Source organism: Pseudomonas sp. MIL19, from assembly GCF_028680365.1.
Taxonomy (GTDB): domain Bacteria; phylum Pseudomonadota; class Gammaproteobacteria; order Pseudomonadales; family Pseudomonadaceae; genus Aquipseudomonas; species Aquipseudomonas spirodelae.
The window spans coordinates 25,124-43,132 of the sequence record NZ_JAPPVG010000018.1 but is presented as its reverse complement, the minus strand read 5'-3'; the positions used below and the strand labels follow the sequence as shown (position 1 = coordinate 43,132).

Here is an 18,009-nt window from a genome sequence, read left to right as displayed (position 1 = left end):
GGGGGCACGATTTCACAGGAGTGAGGCGATGCAAGGCTTGATGGGTGAGATACAGCAGCACGTTGTGCGCACACAGGTTCGCCTGTTTGCCTGCCGTGAGCGGCTGCAGGCGGACACAGACAGTGAGGCGCTGCATGATCTGCGCATTGCCTTGCGTCAACTGCGCAGCCTGTTGCGGCCGCTAACGGCACTGACGGCCTGCGCGGACCTGCAACAGCGCGCAGCCGAGCTAGGCCGCGTGACGGGGCCGCTGCGTGACCTTGAGGTGCTGCACGGTTATTTGCATGAGCAAGGGCTCAGTATGGCCGCGCAGGCGCGCCAGCCATTGTTGCGTCAGGGCTATAGCGCGCTACTGAGCAGTGCAGCGCTGGCACAGCTATTGAGCGCCCTGGATGAGTGGCCGCAGCAGTGGCGAGAAGCGGCTGCCAGCGCAGAGCTGCGTGGCCTGCATAGGTTGATTGGTAAACGCTTGCGCAAGGATCGCCAACGTTTGCTGCAGGCGCTGCATGATCCGGCTCATGACCGTCACCGCCTGCGCTTGCTGGTCAAACGCCTGCGCTATGCGGCTGAGGCTTATCCGCAATTGAGCGATTTATCCGGGCGCACGCGTATGCGCTTAAAACAGGCCCAGTCCGCATTGGGTGATTGGCACGACCATTGGCAGTGGTTGCTACGCGCCGAGAGCGAGGCCGATTTACAGCCGTGCGTGGCCACTTGGCGCGCAGCCATGCAGCAAGCTGAGCAAGAGGCTGATCTGGCTTTAGTGCAATTGGCTAAGACCTTTGCCCGCGTGAAGGGCTGATCAGCCGATATACCTTCGGCTTATTTGGCTGAAATGGCGTGCCAATCCCCCCTGCCTTTGTCCTAAGATCACCGACATCTTTAGTGATTGAGGTGGTTATGGTTTTTTCCGAGTTACTTCAAGCCGTGCGCGACAACCCGCAGGCCGTGCATATTCCCGCGCAATGGGGGCAGGGCCGCGCCAGCTTTGGCGGGCTGGTGGCGGCGTTGGTGTACGAAGCCATGCGTGCTCAGGTGCCCGATGGGCGGCCGCCACGCTCCCTAGCGATCACTTTTGTCGGCCCTGCTGCGCCGGATGTACCCATCAGCTTTAGCGTGGAAGTACTGCGTGAAGGCAAGGCTGTCAGTCAGGTGCTGGGCCGGGCCGTACAAGATGGCCAGGTGGTGACCATCGTGCAGGGGAGTTTCGGCGCCGGGCGTGATTCACGCATTGCGGTCCAAGCCGAGCCGGCCCCGCAGGCCAAGCCGGTCGATGAGTGCCAAGAGCTGCCCTATATCCCCAACGTAACCCCAGAATTTACCCGTCACCTGGCCATGCGCTGGGCCTTTGGTGGCATGCCGTTTAGCGGTAACTCATCGCGGGAGATGGGCGGCTGGGTGCGTTTGCGCGATCAAACCCGCATCGAGGCGGCCGATGAGGCCCACCTGCTGGCCTTGGTTGATGCCTGGCCGCCTGCGGTGCTGCCGCATCTGACGGCACCAGCCCCTGGCAGCTCGCTGACGTGGACCATTGAGTTCGTGCAGCCCATGAGCACGTTGAGTATTGCGGACTGGTGCCTGTATCGCGCGCAGATCGAGCACGCTCGCGATGGTTATGGGCATGTGGCTGCAGCGTTATGGTCGCCAACAGGGGAGCTGTTGGCGATCAGTCGCCAGACCGTGGCGGTGTTTGCCTAGGCCGCGTTAAGCACGCTCTAGAGCTTGAGCTGGCGAATGGCGGTATTTAGCTCGCCGGCCAGGTTGGCCAGGTCGGCACTGGTGACAGCCGACTGGCCGGTACGGCTGACGGTCTGTTCGGTTACATCGCGAATGCGGATTACCGCGCGGCTCATCTCTTCGGCCACCTGGCTCTGTTGTTCAGCCGCGACGGCGATTTGCGTATTGCTTTCACGCATGTGCGCCACGGACTCGGTGATAGCGGCCAGCGCCTGACCGGCTTCATCGGCTTGTTTGACGCACTCATCGGCCTTGATCGAGCTGTCCTGCATAAAGTCCACGGCATCACGGGTGCCACTTTGCAGGGTGTTGATCATCTGGGTGATGAGGTCGGTGGAGTCCTGTACGCGCTTGGCCAGGTTGCGCACTTCATCGGCAACCACGGCAAAGCCTCGACCCATTTCGCCTGCGCGGGCCGCTTCGATTGCGGCGTTAAGGGCGAGCAGGTTGGTTTGTTCGGCGATGCCATGAATTTCACTGACCACGCCGCCGATCTTCTGGCTGTCGGCCGCCAGTTGTTCGATCATCTGTGCGGTTTGCTGCACGCCGCTGGACAGCCCGGAAATGGAAAGTGCCACGCGGTTGACCACCTGCTGACCGCTGCGGGTCAGTTGCTCGGCGGTTTTCGATTGATCGCGGGTGTCGGCGGTGTGTTCGGCAATATGGTGAACCGTGGCGGACATTTCGTTGATGGCCGTGGCGGCTTGTTCCGTTTCGCTTTGTTGCTCAAGCATGCCGTGGCGCACTTCACGCATATTCCCGGCCAGGCGTTCGGCGCCTTCATCCAACTGCGCCGCCGACTGCGCCACAATGCCCACCACGCGTTGATAACCGGCTTGCATGGCATTGAAGGCGCTGGCCATTTGGCCCACTTCGTCGCGGCAGTCGAGTGGTACGCGAGCGCTCAGGTCGCCGCTTTTCTCCACCTGCAGCATCACGTCCTTGAGGGTGTTGAGATGGCTAAGGAGGAAGCGAATCAATAATTGCGAAGCGGCCAGCAACAGCAGCATCAATAGCGCGACGACCCCGGCATAGCTGAGGGCACGGTTGAAAAATACATCGCTGAAGCTCGGCGCCACTGCGCTGACGGCCAGGCGCTGACCGTCATCCCGGACAATAACCTCAGCCCCGATCAGGCCCTCACTGCCGTTTAACTCGACCCAGCCGCGCGCGTTGAGCAGGGCGCTGCCCTGGTTGTCCGGCAGGCGCGGGGCCTGATCCGCGCTAAAGCTCAGCAGGTTGTTGGCGCTTGGCAAGGCCTGGTCTTGAGGCCATTGGCTTAACAGGCGGGCCTGTTGCTGCGCTGCCTGCTTGGCTGCGTCGTAATGCGATTGTTGTTCCAGATGTAGGGCGTAGAGCACCAGCAACAAGGTGGTGAAGAAAGCCACCGCGTTTACAGCCCAGAATTTGTATTTCAGGGAAAGATCGCTAATCCAGTGACTCATGCACATCTCTTCCTTGTGAAGGTTGGTTGCTGGTATTCAGATTTGCTGGGTAATCGAAGGCAGTTGTTCGACAAACCTTATATCGGCGAGGCGCCCATCGGGTTTAGGCCACTAGGTAAAAATCATTTTTGGCAAAGTGCCAGCAGTATCGGCTAAAGCCAATCATGGCCTATTGATCCTTATCAATAGGCCCACTCAACTGGCCGATTGAGCGCCATTCAGGCTTGGTAAATTGAAAAAGGCCTGTGCGCTGGCACTGCTGTGGGCGGCCACATCGTGCTCGGCTTCACCACGGTGCAGGGCCACTTCACGGAGCACCTCTACAAGGAAGGCTGGTTCGTTGCGGCCGCTCTTGGGTTTTGGCCGCAGGCTGCGTGGCAGCAGGAAGGGCGCATCACTTTCCAGCATCAGACGGCCGCGGGGGATCTCCCTGACCAGTGGATGCAAGTGGCTGCCGCGGCGTTCGTCACAGATCCAGCCCGTGATGCCGATATGCAGGTCCATATCCAGGTAGTTGAACAGCGCGCGTTTTTCCCCTGTGAAGCAGTGCACCACGGCTGCCGGTAGCTGGTCGCGGTAGTGGCGCAGGATTGCCAGCAGGCGCTCGTCGGCATCGCGTTCATGCAGGAACACGGGCAGCTGTAGCTCCACCGCCAGAGCCAGCTGCTGCTCGAGCACCAGTTCCTGCTGCGGGCGTGGCGAGAAATCACGGTTGAAGTCCAGGCCGCATTCGCCCACTGCACGCACCCTGGGGTCGGCCAGAAGGGCCTTGAGTTCGGCGTAGCTGTCGCTGTTCCAGCTGTTCGCATCGTGTGGGTGCACACCGGCGGTGCTGAACAAATGCTCGGCGCTATCATCCAACTGTCGGCAGAGTTCCAGGGCGTGCTGGCTTTCGCCTAGGCTGGTACCGGTGAGCAGCATTTGCTGGATGCCCGCCGCATAAGCGCGAGTGAGGAGTGCTTCGCGCTGTTCGGCAAAGCTTGGATGAGTCAAATTGACGCCGATATCGATGAGTTGCATGGTGCTACCTGCTGAATTGACAGGCCAGCATAGCAGAGCTTTTTGAATAGATTAAAAGTTAATAAATACAATGACTTAAAACGTTTATGTGATGTTGTGTGTGAGTGCTTGCTGGTATCCGCGGGCAGGCTGTGCCAACCTCCGCGCCCCGCGCGAGGGGCCGTTGCCCTGTACGTAGGTTGTTTCAATGGGCTGCTGCACTGAGCGATCGGCCGACTTTTCCCTGGAGCCTTGATGGTGCGAGTGCTGCTCACCTGCTGCCTGTTGCTGCTGTCATGCACGGCAATCGCGCGCGTGGCTGGGCCATTAGAGGTTGAACGGGCCAAGGCCGCCCGTGACCTGGCGAGCATCCGTAGCAGTGGTGAGTTGCGCGTGCTGGTTAACCAGAGCCGCAACAGTTCCGGTGAGGTCAAGGGGCAGAGTATTGGCGTTGAGTACCAGCGCATGCGCGCCTTCGAGCAGTACCTCAACCGTAACGCGCGTGATGGCCGTACGCTCAAGCTCAAAGTCATCCCTCGTGCCAAGGATCAGCTACTCGCGGCCTTGCAGCGTGGCGAAGGTGACTTGGTCGCCCCGGGTGAGCTGCTGAATATACCGCCGGGCAGCAAACTCAGTGCCAGCGTGGCGATCCGCAGCAATGTGCCGCTGATCATCGTTGCTAAGCAGGGTAACCGGCGTTATCAGAACCTTGAACAGTTGTCCGGACGCAGCCTGGCGTTGCCTGCGGGCAGCGTAGCGGGTGAGGCCATCCGGGCGCTTAACCAGCGGCTTATCGCCAGCAAGCGCTCCCCTATCATTGTCGAATGGGTCGACCCCAGTCTGGCCGTCGAGGATGTATTGGAAATGGTCCAGGCGGGCATCTTCAGCGTCACGGCGGTCGAGCAGCCGATTGCCGAGCGCTGGGCCAAGGTCATGCCCAAGCTGCGCCTGGATCGTCATTTGCCGCTGTCCAAGGACGGCGACATGCGTTGGTATGTGCGCCGCGATACGCCAATGCTTGGCGCGAGCATCGACCGTTTTCTCAAGGGCTACCGCGACCCAGCGGACCAGGACGCGGCGTTTCAGCGTGTTTACCGGCGCTTGTACAAGGTGCATTACCCGCTCGGTCGCACTGAGCGTCAGCGCCTGGAACGGGTGCGCTCGGTGCTGCAGCGCTATGCCAGCCAAAACAACTTCGACTGGCTGGCCTTGGCTGCCGTGGCCTTTAAGGAATCTACCCTTAACCCGGCTGCACGGGGGGCGGGTGGTGCCACGGGGCTGATGCAGATTACCCCGGCGGCGGCCCGCAGCGTGGGTGTCAGCAATATCAATGTGCTGGATAACAATGTGCAGGCCAGCGCCAAGTACCTGGCGATGATCCGCCGCAACTATTTCAATAGCCCACGGCTTAACGAGCGTGAACGCATGGCTTTTATCCTGGCCGGCTACAACATGGGCCCGCAACGGGTGCAAAGCCTGCGTGCGGAAGCGCGCAGGCGCGGCCTGAACCCTAACCAGTGGTTCTTTCAGGTGGAACGTGTGGCCATGGAGCAGATCGGCATGGGCGTCGTCAGCTATGTGAATAGCGTCAATAAGTACTACCTTGCTTATGATCGCGAGCGCTATTTACTGGAACCGTAGCGCCGGGTAGAAGTGTAAATATATTGATTTTTTTGATCGGTTGTAGCGATTTTATCCGCTTTAAGTATTGGTAAATTTGTTTAATCTGCACGCCATCAACTCCTCACTACAAGGACCGCTGCATATGAACACGCTGATTAAATCTGTTGTTGCTACTCAAGCGGGCTACGGCCTGACCGTGCTGCGCATTATCGCTGGCCTGACGTTTGCCGCTCACGGCTCACAGAAGCTGTTTGGCTGGTTTGGCGGTTATGGCCTGGAAGGTGTAGGCCAGTGGATGGAAAGTATCGGCTTGGCCCCAGGCTACCTGCTGGCGCTGATGGCGGGCAGTGCAGAGTTCTTCGGCGGCCTGGCTTTAGTCATCGGTCTATTAGCGCGCCCTGCGGCTGCTGTGTTGGCAGTGACCATGCTGGTGGCGATTGCTACCGTGCACCTGGCCAATGGCTTTTTTATGAGCAACAACGGCTATGAGTTCGCTCTGGCGCTGCTGGCCATTAGTGTGGCGATTCTGCTTGAAGGTGCTGGCAAGCTGTCGCTGGACAAGCGCATCGCCGGTTAAGCGTTAAACAATTCGGCAGCAGCCTGCTAAAAGCCCACTTCGGTGGGCTTTTAGCGTTTTAGCGTTTTAGCGTTTTAGGGTTGTGAGGTGTTCTGAGTCGCCAGCTGTTCGGCGGCTTCCAAACGCAGTTGTTCACGCTCGTTGAAGTTTTCTATGACCAGTTGGGCAATGGCACTGCGTTTGTCACTGTCGCTTAGGCCGGTATTGTTCTCGATAGTGGCTTTGTCGCGGCGGTACTGAGCGATGCGTTTTTTCCAGGTTTTGCGCTGTTGGTCGAGTGCTTCCAGGCGCTGAGTGGCTTCGGCCCCCACCAGCTGCTGACGCAGTTGGCGAATCTGTTCGGGTTTGGCACCGGCAGCCTTTAATTGAGCCGTCTGCTGGCGCAGCTCATTTTGCAGTTGTGGCAATACCGTGTCCTGCATCTCGGCAGGCAGGCTGTTGCGCAGTTGGTCGACAGCGGCGGCTTTACCGGCATCGTTCAACTTCTGGTTATGCAGGATGGCCAGGCGCTGCAGGGTGAACTGGTTGTAGGCCGTTTCCCGGGCAAAGAACGCTTGCTGGGTCTGAGCATCAAAGATACGTGCGCGTAGGGCCTGCACCGCGGCCTCGCGCTGGCGCAGGGCTTCCAGGTTGGCCGACTGTGGCAGGTCGCGCTCGAGCAGCACCAGTTCGCGTTTGTAGTCGAGGTATTGGTTGAGTAGGGCCAGCGCCTGCCCTCGGGCATTGGTCGGCAGCTGCGCGGCAATGTAGGCGCGCAATCGCTCGACACTGGTACGCAGCGGCTCTTCGCCTGCGGCGGCGAGGAAATAGTCGAATATCCGTCGAATGTCCTCGCTGATGAGCAGGTTGCCATCGGCATCCAAACGAAAGGTGCCATCCACCGTTGTGCCTCCGAACGAGGCAGGCAGGTTTTTCAAAGGGCCAGCTGTGTTATTCGGCTGTTTCTGCGTCGGCGTTGAGGGTTGTGTTACTGCTGGCTCTAAGGCGGATGATGTATTGCGGCTGAGCTGGCCAGGTGTTTCCAGCGGTTGCAGGTAAAGCGCCAACGCCAGGCATAAGGCGAACAGCAGCGGGGATAACAGCAGGATTTTTTTCACAGGCACTCTTTAGACGGTGGTTGTAGAAACGCCAAGGGCGGTTTGTAGCCCCTGGCACATCCATTACAGGCCGTCGTTTTTCAGGCGGTTGGCATGTTGCCGATAGACCGTGACCGGGTCGGTCTCGAACAGGCTGGTTAGCCCCAACGTCTGGTTGACCTCATCGAGGTGGTTCATCCGGTAGTTGTCGCGAATCACCTTACCCATGTGCGAGCTGCAGCGGCCGACCAGACCATCGTTGGCTTCGCCGTTGAAGGTCAGTGCGCTGGCACCCAGCAGCAGGTCACTCGGGTCGATGATGTTGGTCACCGGGCTGGTCCCGCTCCAGGAGTAGTAGCGCACGCCGCCTACGCTGTAGGCGCCTTCACCGCAGGCGGTGGTAGGAATACCTTGCGGGAACTTGGCATTGAAACGCGCGGCACCTTGGCTGTTGAGTGATTCCAATGAGCCCAAGGCGTTTTGCGGGCTGGTGCTAGAGCTGCCAGAAAGGAAGTTGATCAACGTGCCGAGGCCATTGACGATGCCCGCGAGCAAGGTTTCACCTGCCGAGCCGGGCTGCACCTGACGGATAAAGTCGGCAGTTGCTGAGCCCTTATGCGGTGCGCCGACACTGGTGGCTGAGGCAATCAGGTTAGGACTGACGGCGGCGACATAGCGAATGGTTGGCCCACCATGGCTGTGGCCGATCAGGTTGACCTTGGGCTTGCCGCTGATGGCGATAATCTCCTCCACCTGTGCCAGCAGTTCTTCGCCACGCGCTTCGGAGGTGTTTAGTTGGCTGACCTCGGTGATGTACACGCTGGCCCCGTCGCGACGCAGCGCGCCCGGAATGCCATACCAGTAGTCGATACCGAGCAGGCTGTCGAAGCCGAGCATGCCATGGGCCAGGACGACCGGGTATTTGGTTTGCGTGTAACCGGAGGAGCCAAACCAGAAGGCCTGAGTGTTGCCAGAGGCCAGTAAACCGGCGCCGAGGCAGAGGGCGAGCAGAGTCTTATTGTTGTTCATGAGTGCTCTCGCTAGGGTTGATCGGGCTGTTCAAGGCAATCCATGCAGGCAAAACGCCGATCCTGCGGCGTGTACATCAGCTGAGGGTTATTGGCAGAAAGCGTGCCAGTAGTAGGCGAAGTGACTTTTAGCGCTCTATTTCAGGTGTTTTATCTGATTTTTGCCGCTTTTAACCGCGTGTTAGTGGAGCGGTCTGTTACGCCGCGTAACGTTGCGAGGACGTCGTGAGGCCTCAATAACGTGCTGTGGGGCTGCGCGTTGCACGCCACTTCAAAGCCGCGCGAGGTGATTTTCCCACTAACTAAGCAGCTAGCTGGCGGCGCGTGCTTGATGCCGTGTATTGACAGCTTTACGCGGCCTTCTCTAGGATGCCAACCCATGCGCCGATTTAAACAGCTACTTGCGGGGCGCCGGGTTGCTTGCTCACAGCACAACCCTAAGAAGTACTCCACGGAGGCTTCGAAATACCGCTAAAGCGCTGGTTCGGTGTCGCCTCTCACCGCTGCCCAGCGGACCCAATGAGGCGGAGACACACCGATGACCTGTCCCCAACCGCTTATTCGCCTGGCCCCAATCACCTCAGGGCTGGTGCAACGCAATCCGAAAATCCTGCTTGGCGGCAGCCACCAGCCAACCTTACTGCGTTACCTCGACGGCTGGCCAAAGCGCTGGGCGGGGCCGCGTACCTTTCTTATCAATTTTGTTCACGATGGTGAATCCTTGGCGCGCTTTGCCAGCAATCACTTCGACATGGCGGTGATCCAGGCGCCGACGGCGGCGCAGCTGGAAGAGACTGTGCGCCAGCTGACGCGCGCGGCCAAGCAAGGGCTGATTACTCGGCGTTAGCCGCAAGGGGCACGTGTTTGGCCAGCCAAGGCACGGCTTATCCGCTAGGCTCAAGCGATATTGTCAGGGAGTGAAACATGTTCGAATCTGCCGAGATTGGTCGCTGCATCGATAAAGACACCTTCGACGCTGAGGCGCCAGCCCTGCGCGAGGCGCTGTTGGAGGCGCAGTACGAGCTGCAGCAGCAAGGACGCTTTGCCGTCCTCATCCTGATCAACGGGATTGAAGGGGCGGGCAAGGGTGAGACGGTCAAGCTGCTCAACGAGTGGATGGACCCTCGGCTGATTCAGGTCAGCACCTTCGACCAGCAGACCGATGAGGAGCTGGCGCGTCCGTCGGCCTGGCGCTACTGGCGACAACTGCCGCCCAAGGGGCGTATCGGCGTGTTTTTTGGTAACTGGTACAGCCAGATGTTGCAAGGGCGCGTGCATAAGCGCATCAAGAATGCGGTACTCGATCAAGCCATCGACACCACGCTGGGCATGGAGCGCATGCTCTGTGATGAAGGCACGCTGATCTTCAAGTTCTGGTTTCACCTCTCCAAGCAGCATATGAAGGCGCGCCTTAAAGCGCTGCAGGACGATCCGTTGCACAGCTGGCGGATCAGCCCGCTGGACTGGCAGCAATCGAAAACCTACGACAAATTTGTGCGCGTTGGTGAGCGCATCTTGCGCCGGACCAGCCGCGATTACGCACCCTGGTATGTGGTGGAGGGCGTGGATGAGTATTACCGCAGCCTGACTGTCGGGCGCATTCTGCTTGATGGCTTGCAAGCCGCGCTGAAGGCAAAGAGCAGGCCACTGCCTCATCCCCATTCGGCACCGCTGACCTCCAGTCTGGGGGAACACGGGCTGCTGGATAGCCTGGACATGACCCAGGCCTTGGACAAGGACGCGTACTCCGAGCAACTGATCAGTGAGCAGGCGCGGCTCTCTAGTTTGATGCGTGACAAGCGCATGCGTCGGCATTCGCTGATCGCGGTGTTTGAAGGCAACGATGCTGCCGGCAAGGGCGGGGCGATTCGCCGGGTGATTGGCGCGCTCGATCCACGCCAGTACCGTATCGTGCCGGTGGCCGCACCAACCGAGGAGGAGCGTGCACAGCCGTATCTCTGGCGTTTCTGGCGGCATATTCCTGCGCGCGGCAAGTTCACCCTGTTCGACCGCTCCTGGTACGGCCGGGTGCTGGTGGAACGGGTCGAAGGCTTCTGTGAACCAGGCGACTGGTTACGTGCCTATGGCGAGATCAATGACTTTGAAGAGCAGCTCAGCGAAGCCGGCGTGGTGCTGGTGAAGTTCTGGTTGTCGATTGATCAGCAAACCCAGTTAGAGCGCTTCAAAGCCCGCGAGCAGATCCCCTTCAAACGCTTCAAGATCACCGAAGATGATTGGCGCAACCGCGAGAAGTGGCCGCTGTACCGCGATGCAGTGGGCGATATGGTCGACCGCACCAGCACGGAAATTGCCCCGTGGACGCTGGTGGAGGCCAATGACAAGCGCTTTGCCCGGATCAAAGTGCTGCGCACCATTAACGAGGCGCTCGAGGCCGCGTTCGACAAGCACTGAGTGGCTGCGCGTCAGCGCTAGAGGATGGTTGCGCATACGCCTGATGAATGATCATCGCCCTGCGAGATTTTTCGGTCTTATTCTCATTGGCAACTTAACCCGATGACAATGAGGTGCAGCATGCGTGAAGTGGTGATCGTTGACAGCGTACGGACTGGTTTGGCTAAGTCTTTTCGCGGCAAGTTCAATCTGACCCGTCCAGACGACATGGCGGCCCATTGCGTCAATGCACTGCTGGCGCGCACTGGCATCGATCCAGCCTTAGTGGACGACTGCATCGTCGGCGCCGGCTCCAACGAAGGCGCGCAGGGCATGAACATCGGCCGTAACGTCGCCGTGCTGTCGGGGCTGGGCATCAATGTCGCCGGCATGACCCTCAACCGTTATTGCTCCTCGGGTCTGCAGGCCATTGCAATTGCGGCCAATCAGGTGGCGTCCGGTTGCAGCGATGTGATCGTGGCCGGTGGTGTCGAGTCGATCACCATGACCCTGAAAAGCATGAACACGCAGAACCTGTTCAACCCGGTGCTGCAAAAAGACGTGCCAGGTATCTATTACCCCATGGGCCAGACCGCCGAGATCGTCGCGCGCCGTTACAACGTCAGCCGTGAGGCGCAGGACGCCTACGCCTTGCAAAGTCAGCAGCGCACCGCGCGAGCTCAGGCTGAAGGTTTGTTTGACGATGAAATCGTGCCGATGCACGTCAAGTATCAGGTCGAGGACAAAGCCAGCGGTGAAAAGAGCATTGTTGATGGCATCGTCGCCCATGATGACTGCAATCGCGCCGACACCACTCTGGAAAGCCTGGCCGCGCTCAAGCCGGTGTTCGCCGATGACGGTTCGGTCACCGCGGGCAATGCCTCGCAGCTGTCCGACGGGGCGTCGATGACCCTGGTCATGAGCCTGGAAAAAGCCCTTGAACTGGGCCTCAAACCACTGGCGTTTTTCCGCGGCTTTGTTGCTGCGGGCTGTGAGCCGGATGAAATGGGCATTGGCCCGGTGTTCTCGGTGCCCAAGCTGCTCAAGGCCAAGGGGCTGAGCATTGCCGATATTGACCTGTGGGAACTCAATGAGGCGTTCGCCTCGCAGTGCCTGTACGCGCGCGACCGTCTGGGGATCGACAACGCCAAGTACAACGTTAATGGCGGTTCGATCTCCATTGGTCACCCGTTTGGCATGACTGGCTCGCGCCAAGTCGGCCATCTGGTGCGTGAGTTGCAGCGGCGCAACCTGCGTTACGGCATTGTCACCATGTGCGTGGGTGGCGGTATGGGGGCAACAGGGCTGTTTGAAGCAGTGCGCTGATCAGCATCTGCGTTGAACCCACAAAAAACCGCGAGTGATCGCGGTTTTTTTGTTCATAGGATGCGATGGCTCAGAACGCACGGCTCTCGATGATCTCGTTCGCCTGGATCATCCGGCGAATATAGAAAGCAATCTCACGCTCAGCATCCGATCGCGTGAAATAGGGCCCTTCCAATGACCCCTCGCGGGTGGAGAAAAAGTATTGGCCGTTGACCGCGCTGACGCGCTCGCTGCGATAGTGAGTGCCAGGGCTGTGATCGATAGCGCGTTGACCGAACATAGATGAACTCCCGCAAGAATAAGTTGCTAAAGGAAGTCTAAACCTCACCGGATCATCTATCTAAGTTAACGATGGATGGTCGTTTTTGCGGGTTATTTGCAGGGTTTTACGTGCTTTTGGTGAGTTTTGACGCCAATTCGCTGGCCTGATGTTTCGGCTATCAGTACAGTTGCGCTTTTTGCTGGCGCTTCGCTGTAGCTGTGCCGGTTAGAGTCGGCGCCTTAAACTGTGCGTTCGCCGCTGTAACCTGCACTGGGCAAAGGTTGAGGCGTTGATTGCGGAACCGGTATGCATATTTCTTCTGGTCGTTGGCTCTACGGTCTGTTTCTCGCCTTGCTGACCGCCGTGTTGTGGGGCGTTCTGCCGATCAAACTCAAGCAAGTGCTACAGGTCATGGACCCGGTTACGGTGACCTGGTTTCGCCTGCTGGTGTCCGGCTCGATTTTGCTGGCTTATTTGGCCGCCAGTAGGCGCTTGCCAGCGTTCCGCCCGCTGGGGAAAAAGGGTGTATGGTTGCTGTTGCTGGCGATCGCCGGCTTGACGGCCAACTATGTGCTTTACCTCGTTGGCCTTAATTTGCTCAGCCCTGGCACCACTCAGCTGGTGATTCAGGTGGCGCCGATTTTGTTGCTGATCAGCAGTTTGTTCGTCTTTCGCGAGCGCTTCAGTCTGGGCCAGGGGCTTGGCTTGCTGGTCCTGCTGGTTGGCTTTGCCTTGTTCTTTAATCAGCGTCTGGATGAACTGTTGAACTCGCTGACGGCTTACACCACCGGCGTATTGACTGTGTTGCTGGCCGCCTTTGTCTGGGCGTTTTATGGCCTGGCGCAAAAGCAGCTGCTGACGGTGTGGAACTCGCTGCAGGTGATGATGGTGATTTATCTGGCGTGCGCCTTGCTGTTAACCCCCTGGGCGCATCCACTGCAGGCGCTGGAGTTGAGCCCGCTGCAGGGTTGGCTGCTGTTGGCCTGCTGCCTGAATACCCTGGTGGCCTATGGCGCATTTGCCGAGGCGCTGGCTCACTGGGAGGCCTCGCGGGTTAGCGCGGCGCTGGCCATTACGCCGTTGGTGACGTTTATCTCGGTGGCGCTGGCAGCCAGTTGGTGGCCTGAATATGTGCAGCCGGAGCAGATCAACTGGTTGGCTTACGCTGGCGCGGTGCTGGTGGTAATGGGTTCGGCGCTGACTGCGCTCGGGCCTTCGCTACTGGCGGGTTGGCGCGCCCGGAAGGCGCGCTTGGCCGCGCTGGCTTGATAGGTTTAAGCGCGCACGCCCAGTGCTTCCGCACGGCGTAACCAGCTCTGGCGTTGTTCTTCGCTAGAGGGGCGTACCGGAGCAAATTCGGCCAGGCGGCGGGTTTTGATGCCGCTGAAACCAAGAATGGTACGGGTCATTTGTCGATGCCCGGGTGCGCCATAGATCCAGCGGAAGTACCAAGGCGGGGTGTCCATTGTCACCAGCAGATCCGCAGTGCGGCCGCTTAGCAGTTTGTCCCAGCGTTGTGAGCGGTTGCGGTACTTAAAGGCAAAGCCAGGCAGAAAGGTGCGGTCAAAAAAACCTTTGAGCAGCGCCGGAATCCCGCCCCACCAAACCGGGTAGACGAATACCAAGTGTTCGGCCCAATGAATCTGCCGCTGCGCTTCCAGCAGGTCGGGTTCCAGTTGTTGGCTTTGCTCGTAGCCATCGCGCAGTACAGGGTCATAGTTCATTTCCCCTAGTTTCAACTGGCGCACCACGTGGCCTTTGCTGCGAGCGCCCTGGGCATAGGCTTCACCTAATGCATGGCACAGGCTGCTGTTTTTCGGCGTGCCGAGAATCATCAGGATGCGCTTACCATCACCTTCCAATGGCGTTGCACCGCTCTTTGCTGCGTCACTCATGTTGACCGGCCTCCAGCATGTTTTCCGGGCGCACCCAGGCGTCGAATTGCTCATTGCTCAGGTAGCCCAGTTGCAGCGCCGCTTCACGCAGGGTGGTGCCTTCCTGGTAAGCCTGTTTGGCGATTTGCGCCGCTTTGTCGTAACCGATATGCGGGTTGAGCGCGGTGACCAGCATCAGGCCGCGTTCCAGGTGCTCGGCCATACGCGTGGCATCCGGCTGCAGACCAGCAATGCAATGCTGCTGGAAGTTATGGCAGCCGTCGGCCAGCAAGCGTACCGATTGCAGCAGGTTGTGAATGATCACCGGTTTAAACACGTTGAGCTGCAGATGCCCCTGGCTCGCGGCAAAGGTAATGCTGGTGTCGTTACCCAGCACCTGGCAGGCCAGCATCGACAGCGCCTCACACTGGGTTGGGTTGACCTTGCCCGGCATGATCGAGCTGCCAGGCTCATTGGCCGGCAGGCGGACTTCGGCAATCCCTGCGCGCGGTCCAGAGCCCAATAAACGTAAGTCGTTGGCCAGTTTCATCAGCACCACGGCGAGGGTTTTCAACGCGCCCGACAACGTTACCAGCGGCTCATGGCCCGCCAGGGCGGCAAATTTATTGGGTGCGCTGACCAGTGGCAGGCCGCTCAGTGGGCCCAGTTCGGCGGCCATGGCTTCGGCAAAGCCTTGCGGCGAATTCAGCCCGGTGCCCACGGCCGTGCCGCCTTGGGCCAGCTCGCAGACGGCGGGCAGGGCGACCTGAATGGCCCGTTCGGCGTAACCCAGTTGGGCGACAAAGGCCGACAGCTCCTGGCCGAAGGTCATCGGCGTGGCGTCCATCATGTGCGTACGCCCGGTTTTGAGCAGATGGGCATGGCGCTCGGCCTGTTCCTGCAGGCCTTCACGCAACTCACGGATGGCCGGCAACAGTTGCTGCTGCACGGCCTGCGCAGCGGCGATATGCATGGCGGTAGGGAAGCTATCGTTGGAGCTTTGTGCACGATTGACATGGTCGTTGGGGTGCACGGGTGACTTGCCGCCACGGCCATTACCGGCCAGCTCATTGGCCCGCCCGGCGATGACTTCATTGACGTTCATATTGCTCTGCGTGCCGCTGCCGGTCTGCCAGACCATCAGCGGGAATTGCCCATCGTGTTGGCCGGCTAGCACCTCGTCGGCGGCTTGCTCGATCAGCCTGGCCAGGTCGGCGGGTAACTCGCCAATACGTTGGTTGACGCGTGCCGCAGCCTTTTTGATCAGCGCCAGGGCATGCACCACCGGCAACGGCATGCGCTCCTGACTGATTGCAAAGTTGATCAATGAACGCTGGGTCTGTGCGCCCCAGTAAGCCTCATCCGGTACTTCAATCGGGCCCAGGCTGTCGGTTTCAGTGCGGCTCATGGCGGCTCTCCTGATTGTGGCGCATGCAGCATTAAGGATGGCCGGGCCATTGCCTGGCACGGCCTTATCTCAGCTTAGGTCGCTCACTAGGCGCAGAGGTTCAACATTGAGGCTCTTCTACCAGCGTGCGCGAGTGTCGCCAAGCCAGCCAAGGGCATTTTGGACGGGCACGCGCTCGCCTTGCGGGCCATGCAAGACCCCGTCGAAATGGCCGAACCACTGCCGCGTATCGGCATAAAACGGTCCTAGCCGGCGGTAGGCCTTATGGCGTTGGCGTGGGGTAAAGGTCAAGTTAACGCTGTTACCCGGGCTACGCAGCTGCCAGGGCGCCAGCGAGCTATGCGGTGACTGGGTGATGGTGATGGTGATGGGAATATCCAGATGTTGCAGTTCGCCGCCAAACCACAGGGTGTTTTCCGACAGGCCGCTGTAGTCCGTCCAGCCCGAACCAAAGTTGCCGGCAATGCCGCCTGGCGCAGCGAAGGCGGCGCGGGTCCAGTGGCTGTTGAACGGCCAGACGCCACGACCGAAGTCCAGCGAGGCAAAACTTTGCCCGGTGGGACAGCTGTACTGCTGTTTACCCAAGCGCACGCTGCCGCTGCAGGGCAGGCCAAGATGACGGCTGGTGGCATGGAAGCACTTCGGGCCCAGCGGGGCGACCAGGTTGACTGAGTCGAGGTGAGCCGGACGTTGGACATCCAGATCAACCTGCAACGGCTGACCGCCAATGCTCGAGGCATTGATGGTAATGCAGCTGCGACCCGCTTGTTCAGCGACACGTAATTGCAGGTGAGGGTGGTTGAACGCGTGGCTTTTCTGCGGTTGGTCTGGCAGATCATGGCCGCGACCGAGCAGGTGGAATTGGCTGAAAGCGGCGGCCTGACCGGTTTCCAGGTCAAGAAAATAGGCAGCGGCATAACCCAGATAGTCGAGGTCGGCCTGGGTAAAAGACAGCATCCAGTGCGGTGTGGTGATGCACCAGTGGTTCCAGCGCTTGCGCCGACCAAAATGGCCGGGGATGGCGCAATCAACCATGGGCCGGGGTGACCAACCAATCGCTTGAGGGTTGAGCTGACCGCGGCTGTCGCATAGCGCGAGGGCGGCGAAAGGCTCAGGCAGGGTGAGGCTGTTCATTGGGCACGTCCATGTGTGTGCGAATGCTTGGCCTTTACGGGCGTGGGCATGTTGAATCTTGCGGGACAATCCACCGAGCATGCGCCGGTGCGTGTCAGCGCGACAATTACTGGCATTTTGGCCTTTAAGCAGGCTGTGCGCCAGTGCACAGTTGCAGCGTGAATTGCTTGGGCCGCCGTCCATGCTTGAGTAGGACAAGCGCTTGGGCACAAAATGCCGTCAATTGAGTCAAACAGGGCTCTTCATGTTCAGGAGTAGTACATGTCACGTTTACCCGCCTTTTGTGCTGCCTTATTACTGACGTGCGGTAGCGCACAGGTTTTCGCCGATGCCAAGAGCCATGCCGCGGATGCCGAGCGCTTCCTGTTATTGGCGCGTGCCGACAAGCTGGCGGTGCCGGTGTATGCGCAGGTGCAGCAGATGTTTGCCCAGCGTTTTGCCGAGAGCAATGCCCCGCAAAGTGAAAAGGCCGTACTGGAAACCTATCAGGCTCAGGCCAATACGGCCCTTGAACAGGCCGTGGGCTGGGACAAACTCAAGCCGGACATGGTCAAGCTCTACACCCGCACGTTCAACGAGCAGGAAATGCAAGACCTGATCCGCTTCTACGAATCGCCGCTGGGCAAGAAAGTGCTGGAGCAGATGCCTACGTTGACGGCGCAGTCGGCGCAATTGACTCAGAGCAAGCTGGAAGCAGCAGTGCCCAAGGTCAATCAATTGCTGGCAGAAATGACCACAAAACTAACCCCTAAGAAGCCCTGAGTGAGCCCCGTGATGCCGAAGATCGATCTGTTGCAGGAAGCTTTACAGGCTCTGCAGCCCCAACACCTTGAAGTGCTGGATGAAAGCCACATGCACAGCCGTGGCCTGGAAACCCACTACAAAGCCGTGGTCGTCAGCGAGCAGTTTGCGGGGCTGAATGCGGTTAAACGCCACCAGAAGACGTATGCCTGCCTGGGTGAGTTGATGGGGCAGATTCATGCTCTGGCGCTGCACACCTACACCCCGGATGAATGGTCGCAGCAGGGCGTGGCACCTGCCTCTCCCACCTGCAAAGGCGGCCACTGAGGCAATTCGCCTCTACACGGCGTTACTCAAGGACAGTAAACTGTCGCCCCCGCCGGCCTAG

General features: G+C 59.5%; 18 protein-coding genes. 10 read left to right on the top strand and 8 right to left on the bottom strand.

What is annotated here, in order from left to right:
* The first annotated feature begins 28 nt into the window (after positions 1 to 28).
* Entirely contained in the window at positions 29 to 802 is a 774-nt protein-coding gene (locus N1078_RS13005; protein WP_274088596.1) for a CHAD domain-containing protein, read from the top strand.
* Between the two features lie 98 nt (positions 803 to 900).
* A complete protein-coding gene (locus N1078_RS13000; RefSeq protein ID WP_274088595.1) occupies positions 901 to 1,698 on the top strand; it encodes an acyl-CoA thioesterase in 798 nt (265 codons plus the stop codon).
* A 17-nt stretch (positions 1,699 to 1,715) separates the two neighbouring features.
* Here the strand turns inward: N1078_RS13000 and N1078_RS12995 are convergent, their stop codons facing one another.
* Both N1078_RS12995 and N1078_RS12990 read right to left on the bottom strand, forming a co-directional pair.
* Complete coding sequence (locus N1078_RS12995; RefSeq protein ID WP_274088594.1) at positions 1,716 to 3,182, bottom strand: methyl-accepting chemotaxis protein; 1,467 nt, start codon at positions 3,180 to 3,182, stop codon at positions 1,716 to 1,718.
* Positions 3,183 to 3,377: 195 nt separating this feature from the next.
* Complete coding sequence (locus N1078_RS12990) at positions 3,378 to 4,202, bottom strand: TatD family hydrolase (protein ID WP_274088593.1); 825 nt, start codon at positions 4,200 to 4,202, stop codon at positions 3,378 to 3,380.
* A 234-nt stretch (positions 4,203 to 4,436) separates the two neighbouring features.
* On the opposite strand from N1078_RS12990, the gene N1078_RS12985 reads away from it, so the two are divergent.
* Both N1078_RS12985 and N1078_RS12980 read left to right on the top strand, forming a co-directional pair.
* Entirely contained in the window at positions 4,437 to 5,822 is a 1,386-nt protein-coding gene (locus N1078_RS12985) for a transglycosylase SLT domain-containing protein (protein WP_274088592.1), read from the top strand.
* A gap of 124 nt (positions 5,823 to 5,946) precedes the next feature.
* Complete coding sequence (locus N1078_RS12980) at positions 5,947 to 6,381, top strand: DoxX family protein (protein WP_274088591.1); 435 nt, start codon at positions 5,947 to 5,949, stop codon at positions 6,379 to 6,381.
* A gap of 74 nt (positions 6,382 to 6,455) precedes the next feature.
* Here the strand turns inward: N1078_RS12980 and N1078_RS12975 are convergent, their stop codons facing one another.
* The gene (locus N1078_RS12975) at positions 6,456 to 7,478 is read right to left on the bottom strand and encodes a lipase secretion chaperone (RefSeq protein WP_274088590.1); all 1,023 of its coding nucleotides are present in this window, start codon (positions 7,476 to 7,478) and stop codon (positions 6,456 to 6,458) included.
* Between the two features lie 63 nt (positions 7,479 to 7,541).
* Entirely contained in the window at positions 7,542 to 8,486 is a 945-nt protein-coding gene (locus tag N1078_RS12970) for a triacylglycerol lipase (protein ID WP_274088589.1), read from the bottom strand.
* A gap of 537 nt (positions 8,487 to 9,023) precedes the next feature.
* On the opposite strand from N1078_RS12970, the gene N1078_RS12965 reads away from it, so the two are divergent.
* The 3 genes from N1078_RS12965 (at position 9,024) to N1078_RS12955 (ending at position 12,202) form a co-directional block, all read left to right on the top strand.
* Positions 9,024 to 9,332: a class I SAM-dependent methyltransferase gene (locus N1078_RS12965; protein ID WP_274088588.1), complete on the top strand. Its 309-nt coding sequence runs from the start codon at positions 9,024 to 9,026 to the stop codon at positions 9,330 to 9,332.
* A gap of 77 nt (positions 9,333 to 9,409) precedes the next feature.
* Complete coding sequence (pap, locus tag N1078_RS12960) at positions 9,410 to 10,897, top strand: polyphosphate:AMP phosphotransferase (RefSeq protein WP_274088587.1); 1,488 nt, start codon at positions 9,410 to 9,412, stop codon at positions 10,895 to 10,897.
* A gap of 120 nt (positions 10,898 to 11,017) precedes the next feature.
* The gene (locus tag N1078_RS12955; RefSeq protein ID WP_274088586.1) at positions 11,018 to 12,202 is read left to right on the top strand and encodes a thiolase family protein; all 1,185 of its coding nucleotides are present in this window, start codon (positions 11,018 to 11,020) and stop codon (positions 12,200 to 12,202) included.
* A gap of 70 nt (positions 12,203 to 12,272) precedes the next feature.
* Here N1078_RS12955 and N1078_RS12950 read toward each other — a convergent pair whose 3' ends face one another.
* Positions 12,273 to 12,482 (bottom strand): DUF6316 family protein, encoded by a 210-nt coding sequence (locus N1078_RS12950; RefSeq protein WP_274088585.1) that lies wholly within the window; start codon positions 12,480 to 12,482, stop codon positions 12,273 to 12,275.
* Between the two features lie 288 nt (positions 12,483 to 12,770).
* Between N1078_RS12950 and N1078_RS12945 the strand changes: the two genes are divergently transcribed.
* Complete coding sequence (locus N1078_RS12945) at positions 12,771 to 13,733, top strand: DMT family transporter (protein ID WP_274088584.1); 963 nt, start codon at positions 12,771 to 12,773, stop codon at positions 13,731 to 13,733.
* A gap of 5 nt (positions 13,734 to 13,738) precedes the next feature.
* On the opposite strand, the gene N1078_RS12940 is transcribed toward N1078_RS12945, so the two are convergent.
* The 3 genes from N1078_RS12940 to N1078_RS12930 form a co-directional block, all read right to left on the bottom strand.
* Positions 13,739 to 14,359 (bottom strand): NAD(P)H-dependent oxidoreductase, encoded by a 621-nt coding sequence (locus N1078_RS12940; protein WP_274088583.1) that lies wholly within the window; start codon positions 14,357 to 14,359, stop codon positions 13,739 to 13,741.
* On the bottom strand, positions 14,352 to 15,746 hold the full coding sequence (locus N1078_RS12935; RefSeq protein WP_274088582.1) for a class II fumarate hydratase: 1,395 nt from the start codon (positions 15,744 to 15,746) through the stop codon (positions 14,352 to 14,354). Before N1078_RS12935 ends, N1078_RS12940 begins: the two co-directional genes overlap by 8 nt.
* A gap of 117 nt (positions 15,747 to 15,863) precedes the next feature.
* Positions 15,864 to 16,880, bottom strand: a complete 1,017-nt coding sequence (locus tag N1078_RS12930; protein ID WP_274088581.1) for a DUF2804 domain-containing protein — start codon at positions 16,878 to 16,880, stop codon at positions 15,864 to 15,866.
* Between the two features lie 261 nt (positions 16,881 to 17,141).
* Here N1078_RS12930 and N1078_RS12925 point away from each other — a divergent pair, with 261 nt between their 5' ends.
* Both N1078_RS12925 and N1078_RS12920 read left to right on the top strand, forming a co-directional pair.
* A complete protein-coding gene (locus N1078_RS12925) occupies positions 17,142 to 17,642 on the top strand; it encodes a DUF2059 domain-containing protein (RefSeq protein ID WP_274088580.1) in 501 nt (166 codons plus the stop codon).
* A 12-nt stretch (positions 17,643 to 17,654) separates the two neighbouring features.
* On the top strand, positions 17,655 to 17,948 hold the full coding sequence (locus N1078_RS12920) for a BolA family protein (protein ID WP_274088579.1): 294 nt from the start codon (positions 17,655 to 17,657) through the stop codon (positions 17,946 to 17,948).
* Positions 17,949 to 18,009: the final 61 nt, after the last annotated feature.

Bases quoted from the DNA above. Each gene is read 5' to 3' on its own strand.
- N1078_RS12930 (WP_274088581.1), bottom strand. From the start codon at position 16,880: ATGAACAGCCTCACCCTGCCTGAGCCTTTCGCCGCCCTCGCGCTATGC.
- N1078_RS12940 (WP_274088583.1), bottom strand. From the start codon at position 14,359: ATGAGTGACGCAGCAAAGAGCGGTGCAACGCCATTGGAAGGTGATGGT.
- N1078_RS12925 (WP_274088580.1), top strand. From the start codon at position 17,142: ATGTCACGTTTACCCGCCTTTTGTGCTGCCTTATTACTGACGTGCGGT.
- N1078_RS12980 (WP_274088591.1), top strand. From the start codon at position 5,947: ATGAACACGCTGATTAAATCTGTTGTTGCTACTCAAGCGGGCTACGGC.
- N1078_RS12995 (WP_274088594.1), bottom strand. From the start codon at position 3,182: ATGAGTCACTGGATTAGCGATCTTTCCCTGAAATACAAATTCTGGGCT.
- N1078_RS12970 (WP_274088589.1), bottom strand. From the start codon at position 8,486: ATGAACAACAATAAGACTCTGCTCGCCCTCTGCCTCGGCGCCGGTTTA.
- N1078_RS12985 (WP_274088592.1), top strand. From the start codon at position 4,437: ATGGTGCGAGTGCTGCTCACCTGCTGCCTGTTGCTGCTGTCATGCACG.
- N1078_RS12955 (WP_274088586.1), top strand. From the start codon at position 11,018: ATGCGTGAAGTGGTGATCGTTGACAGCGTACGGACTGGTTTGGCTAAG.
- N1078_RS12990 (WP_274088593.1), bottom strand. From the start codon at position 4,202: ATGCAACTCATCGATATCGGCGTCAATTTGACTCATCCAAGCTTTGCC.
- pap (WP_274088587.1), top strand. From the start codon at position 9,410: ATGTTCGAATCTGCCGAGATTGGTCGCTGCATCGATAAAGACACCTTC.
- N1078_RS12920 (WP_274088579.1), top strand. From the start codon at position 17,655: ATGCCGAAGATCGATCTGTTGCAGGAAGCTTTACAGGCTCTGCAGCCC.
- N1078_RS12965 (WP_274088588.1), top strand. From the start codon at position 9,024: ATGACCTGTCCCCAACCGCTTATTCGCCTGGCCCCAATCACCTCAGGG.
- N1078_RS13000 (WP_274088595.1), top strand. From the start codon at position 901: ATGGTTTTTTCCGAGTTACTTCAAGCCGTGCGCGACAACCCGCAGGCC.
- N1078_RS12945 (WP_274088584.1), top strand. From the start codon at position 12,771: ATGCATATTTCTTCTGGTCGTTGGCTCTACGGTCTGTTTCTCGCCTTG.
- N1078_RS13005 (WP_274088596.1), top strand. From the start codon at position 29: ATGCAAGGCTTGATGGGTGAGATACAGCAGCACGTTGTGCGCACACAG.
- N1078_RS12950 (WP_274088585.1), bottom strand. From the start codon at position 12,482: ATGTTCGGTCAACGCGCTATCGATCACAGCCCTGGCACTCACTATCGC.
- N1078_RS12935 (WP_274088582.1), bottom strand. From the start codon at position 15,746: ATGAGCCGCACTGAAACCGACAGCCTGGGCCCGATTGAAGTACCGGAT.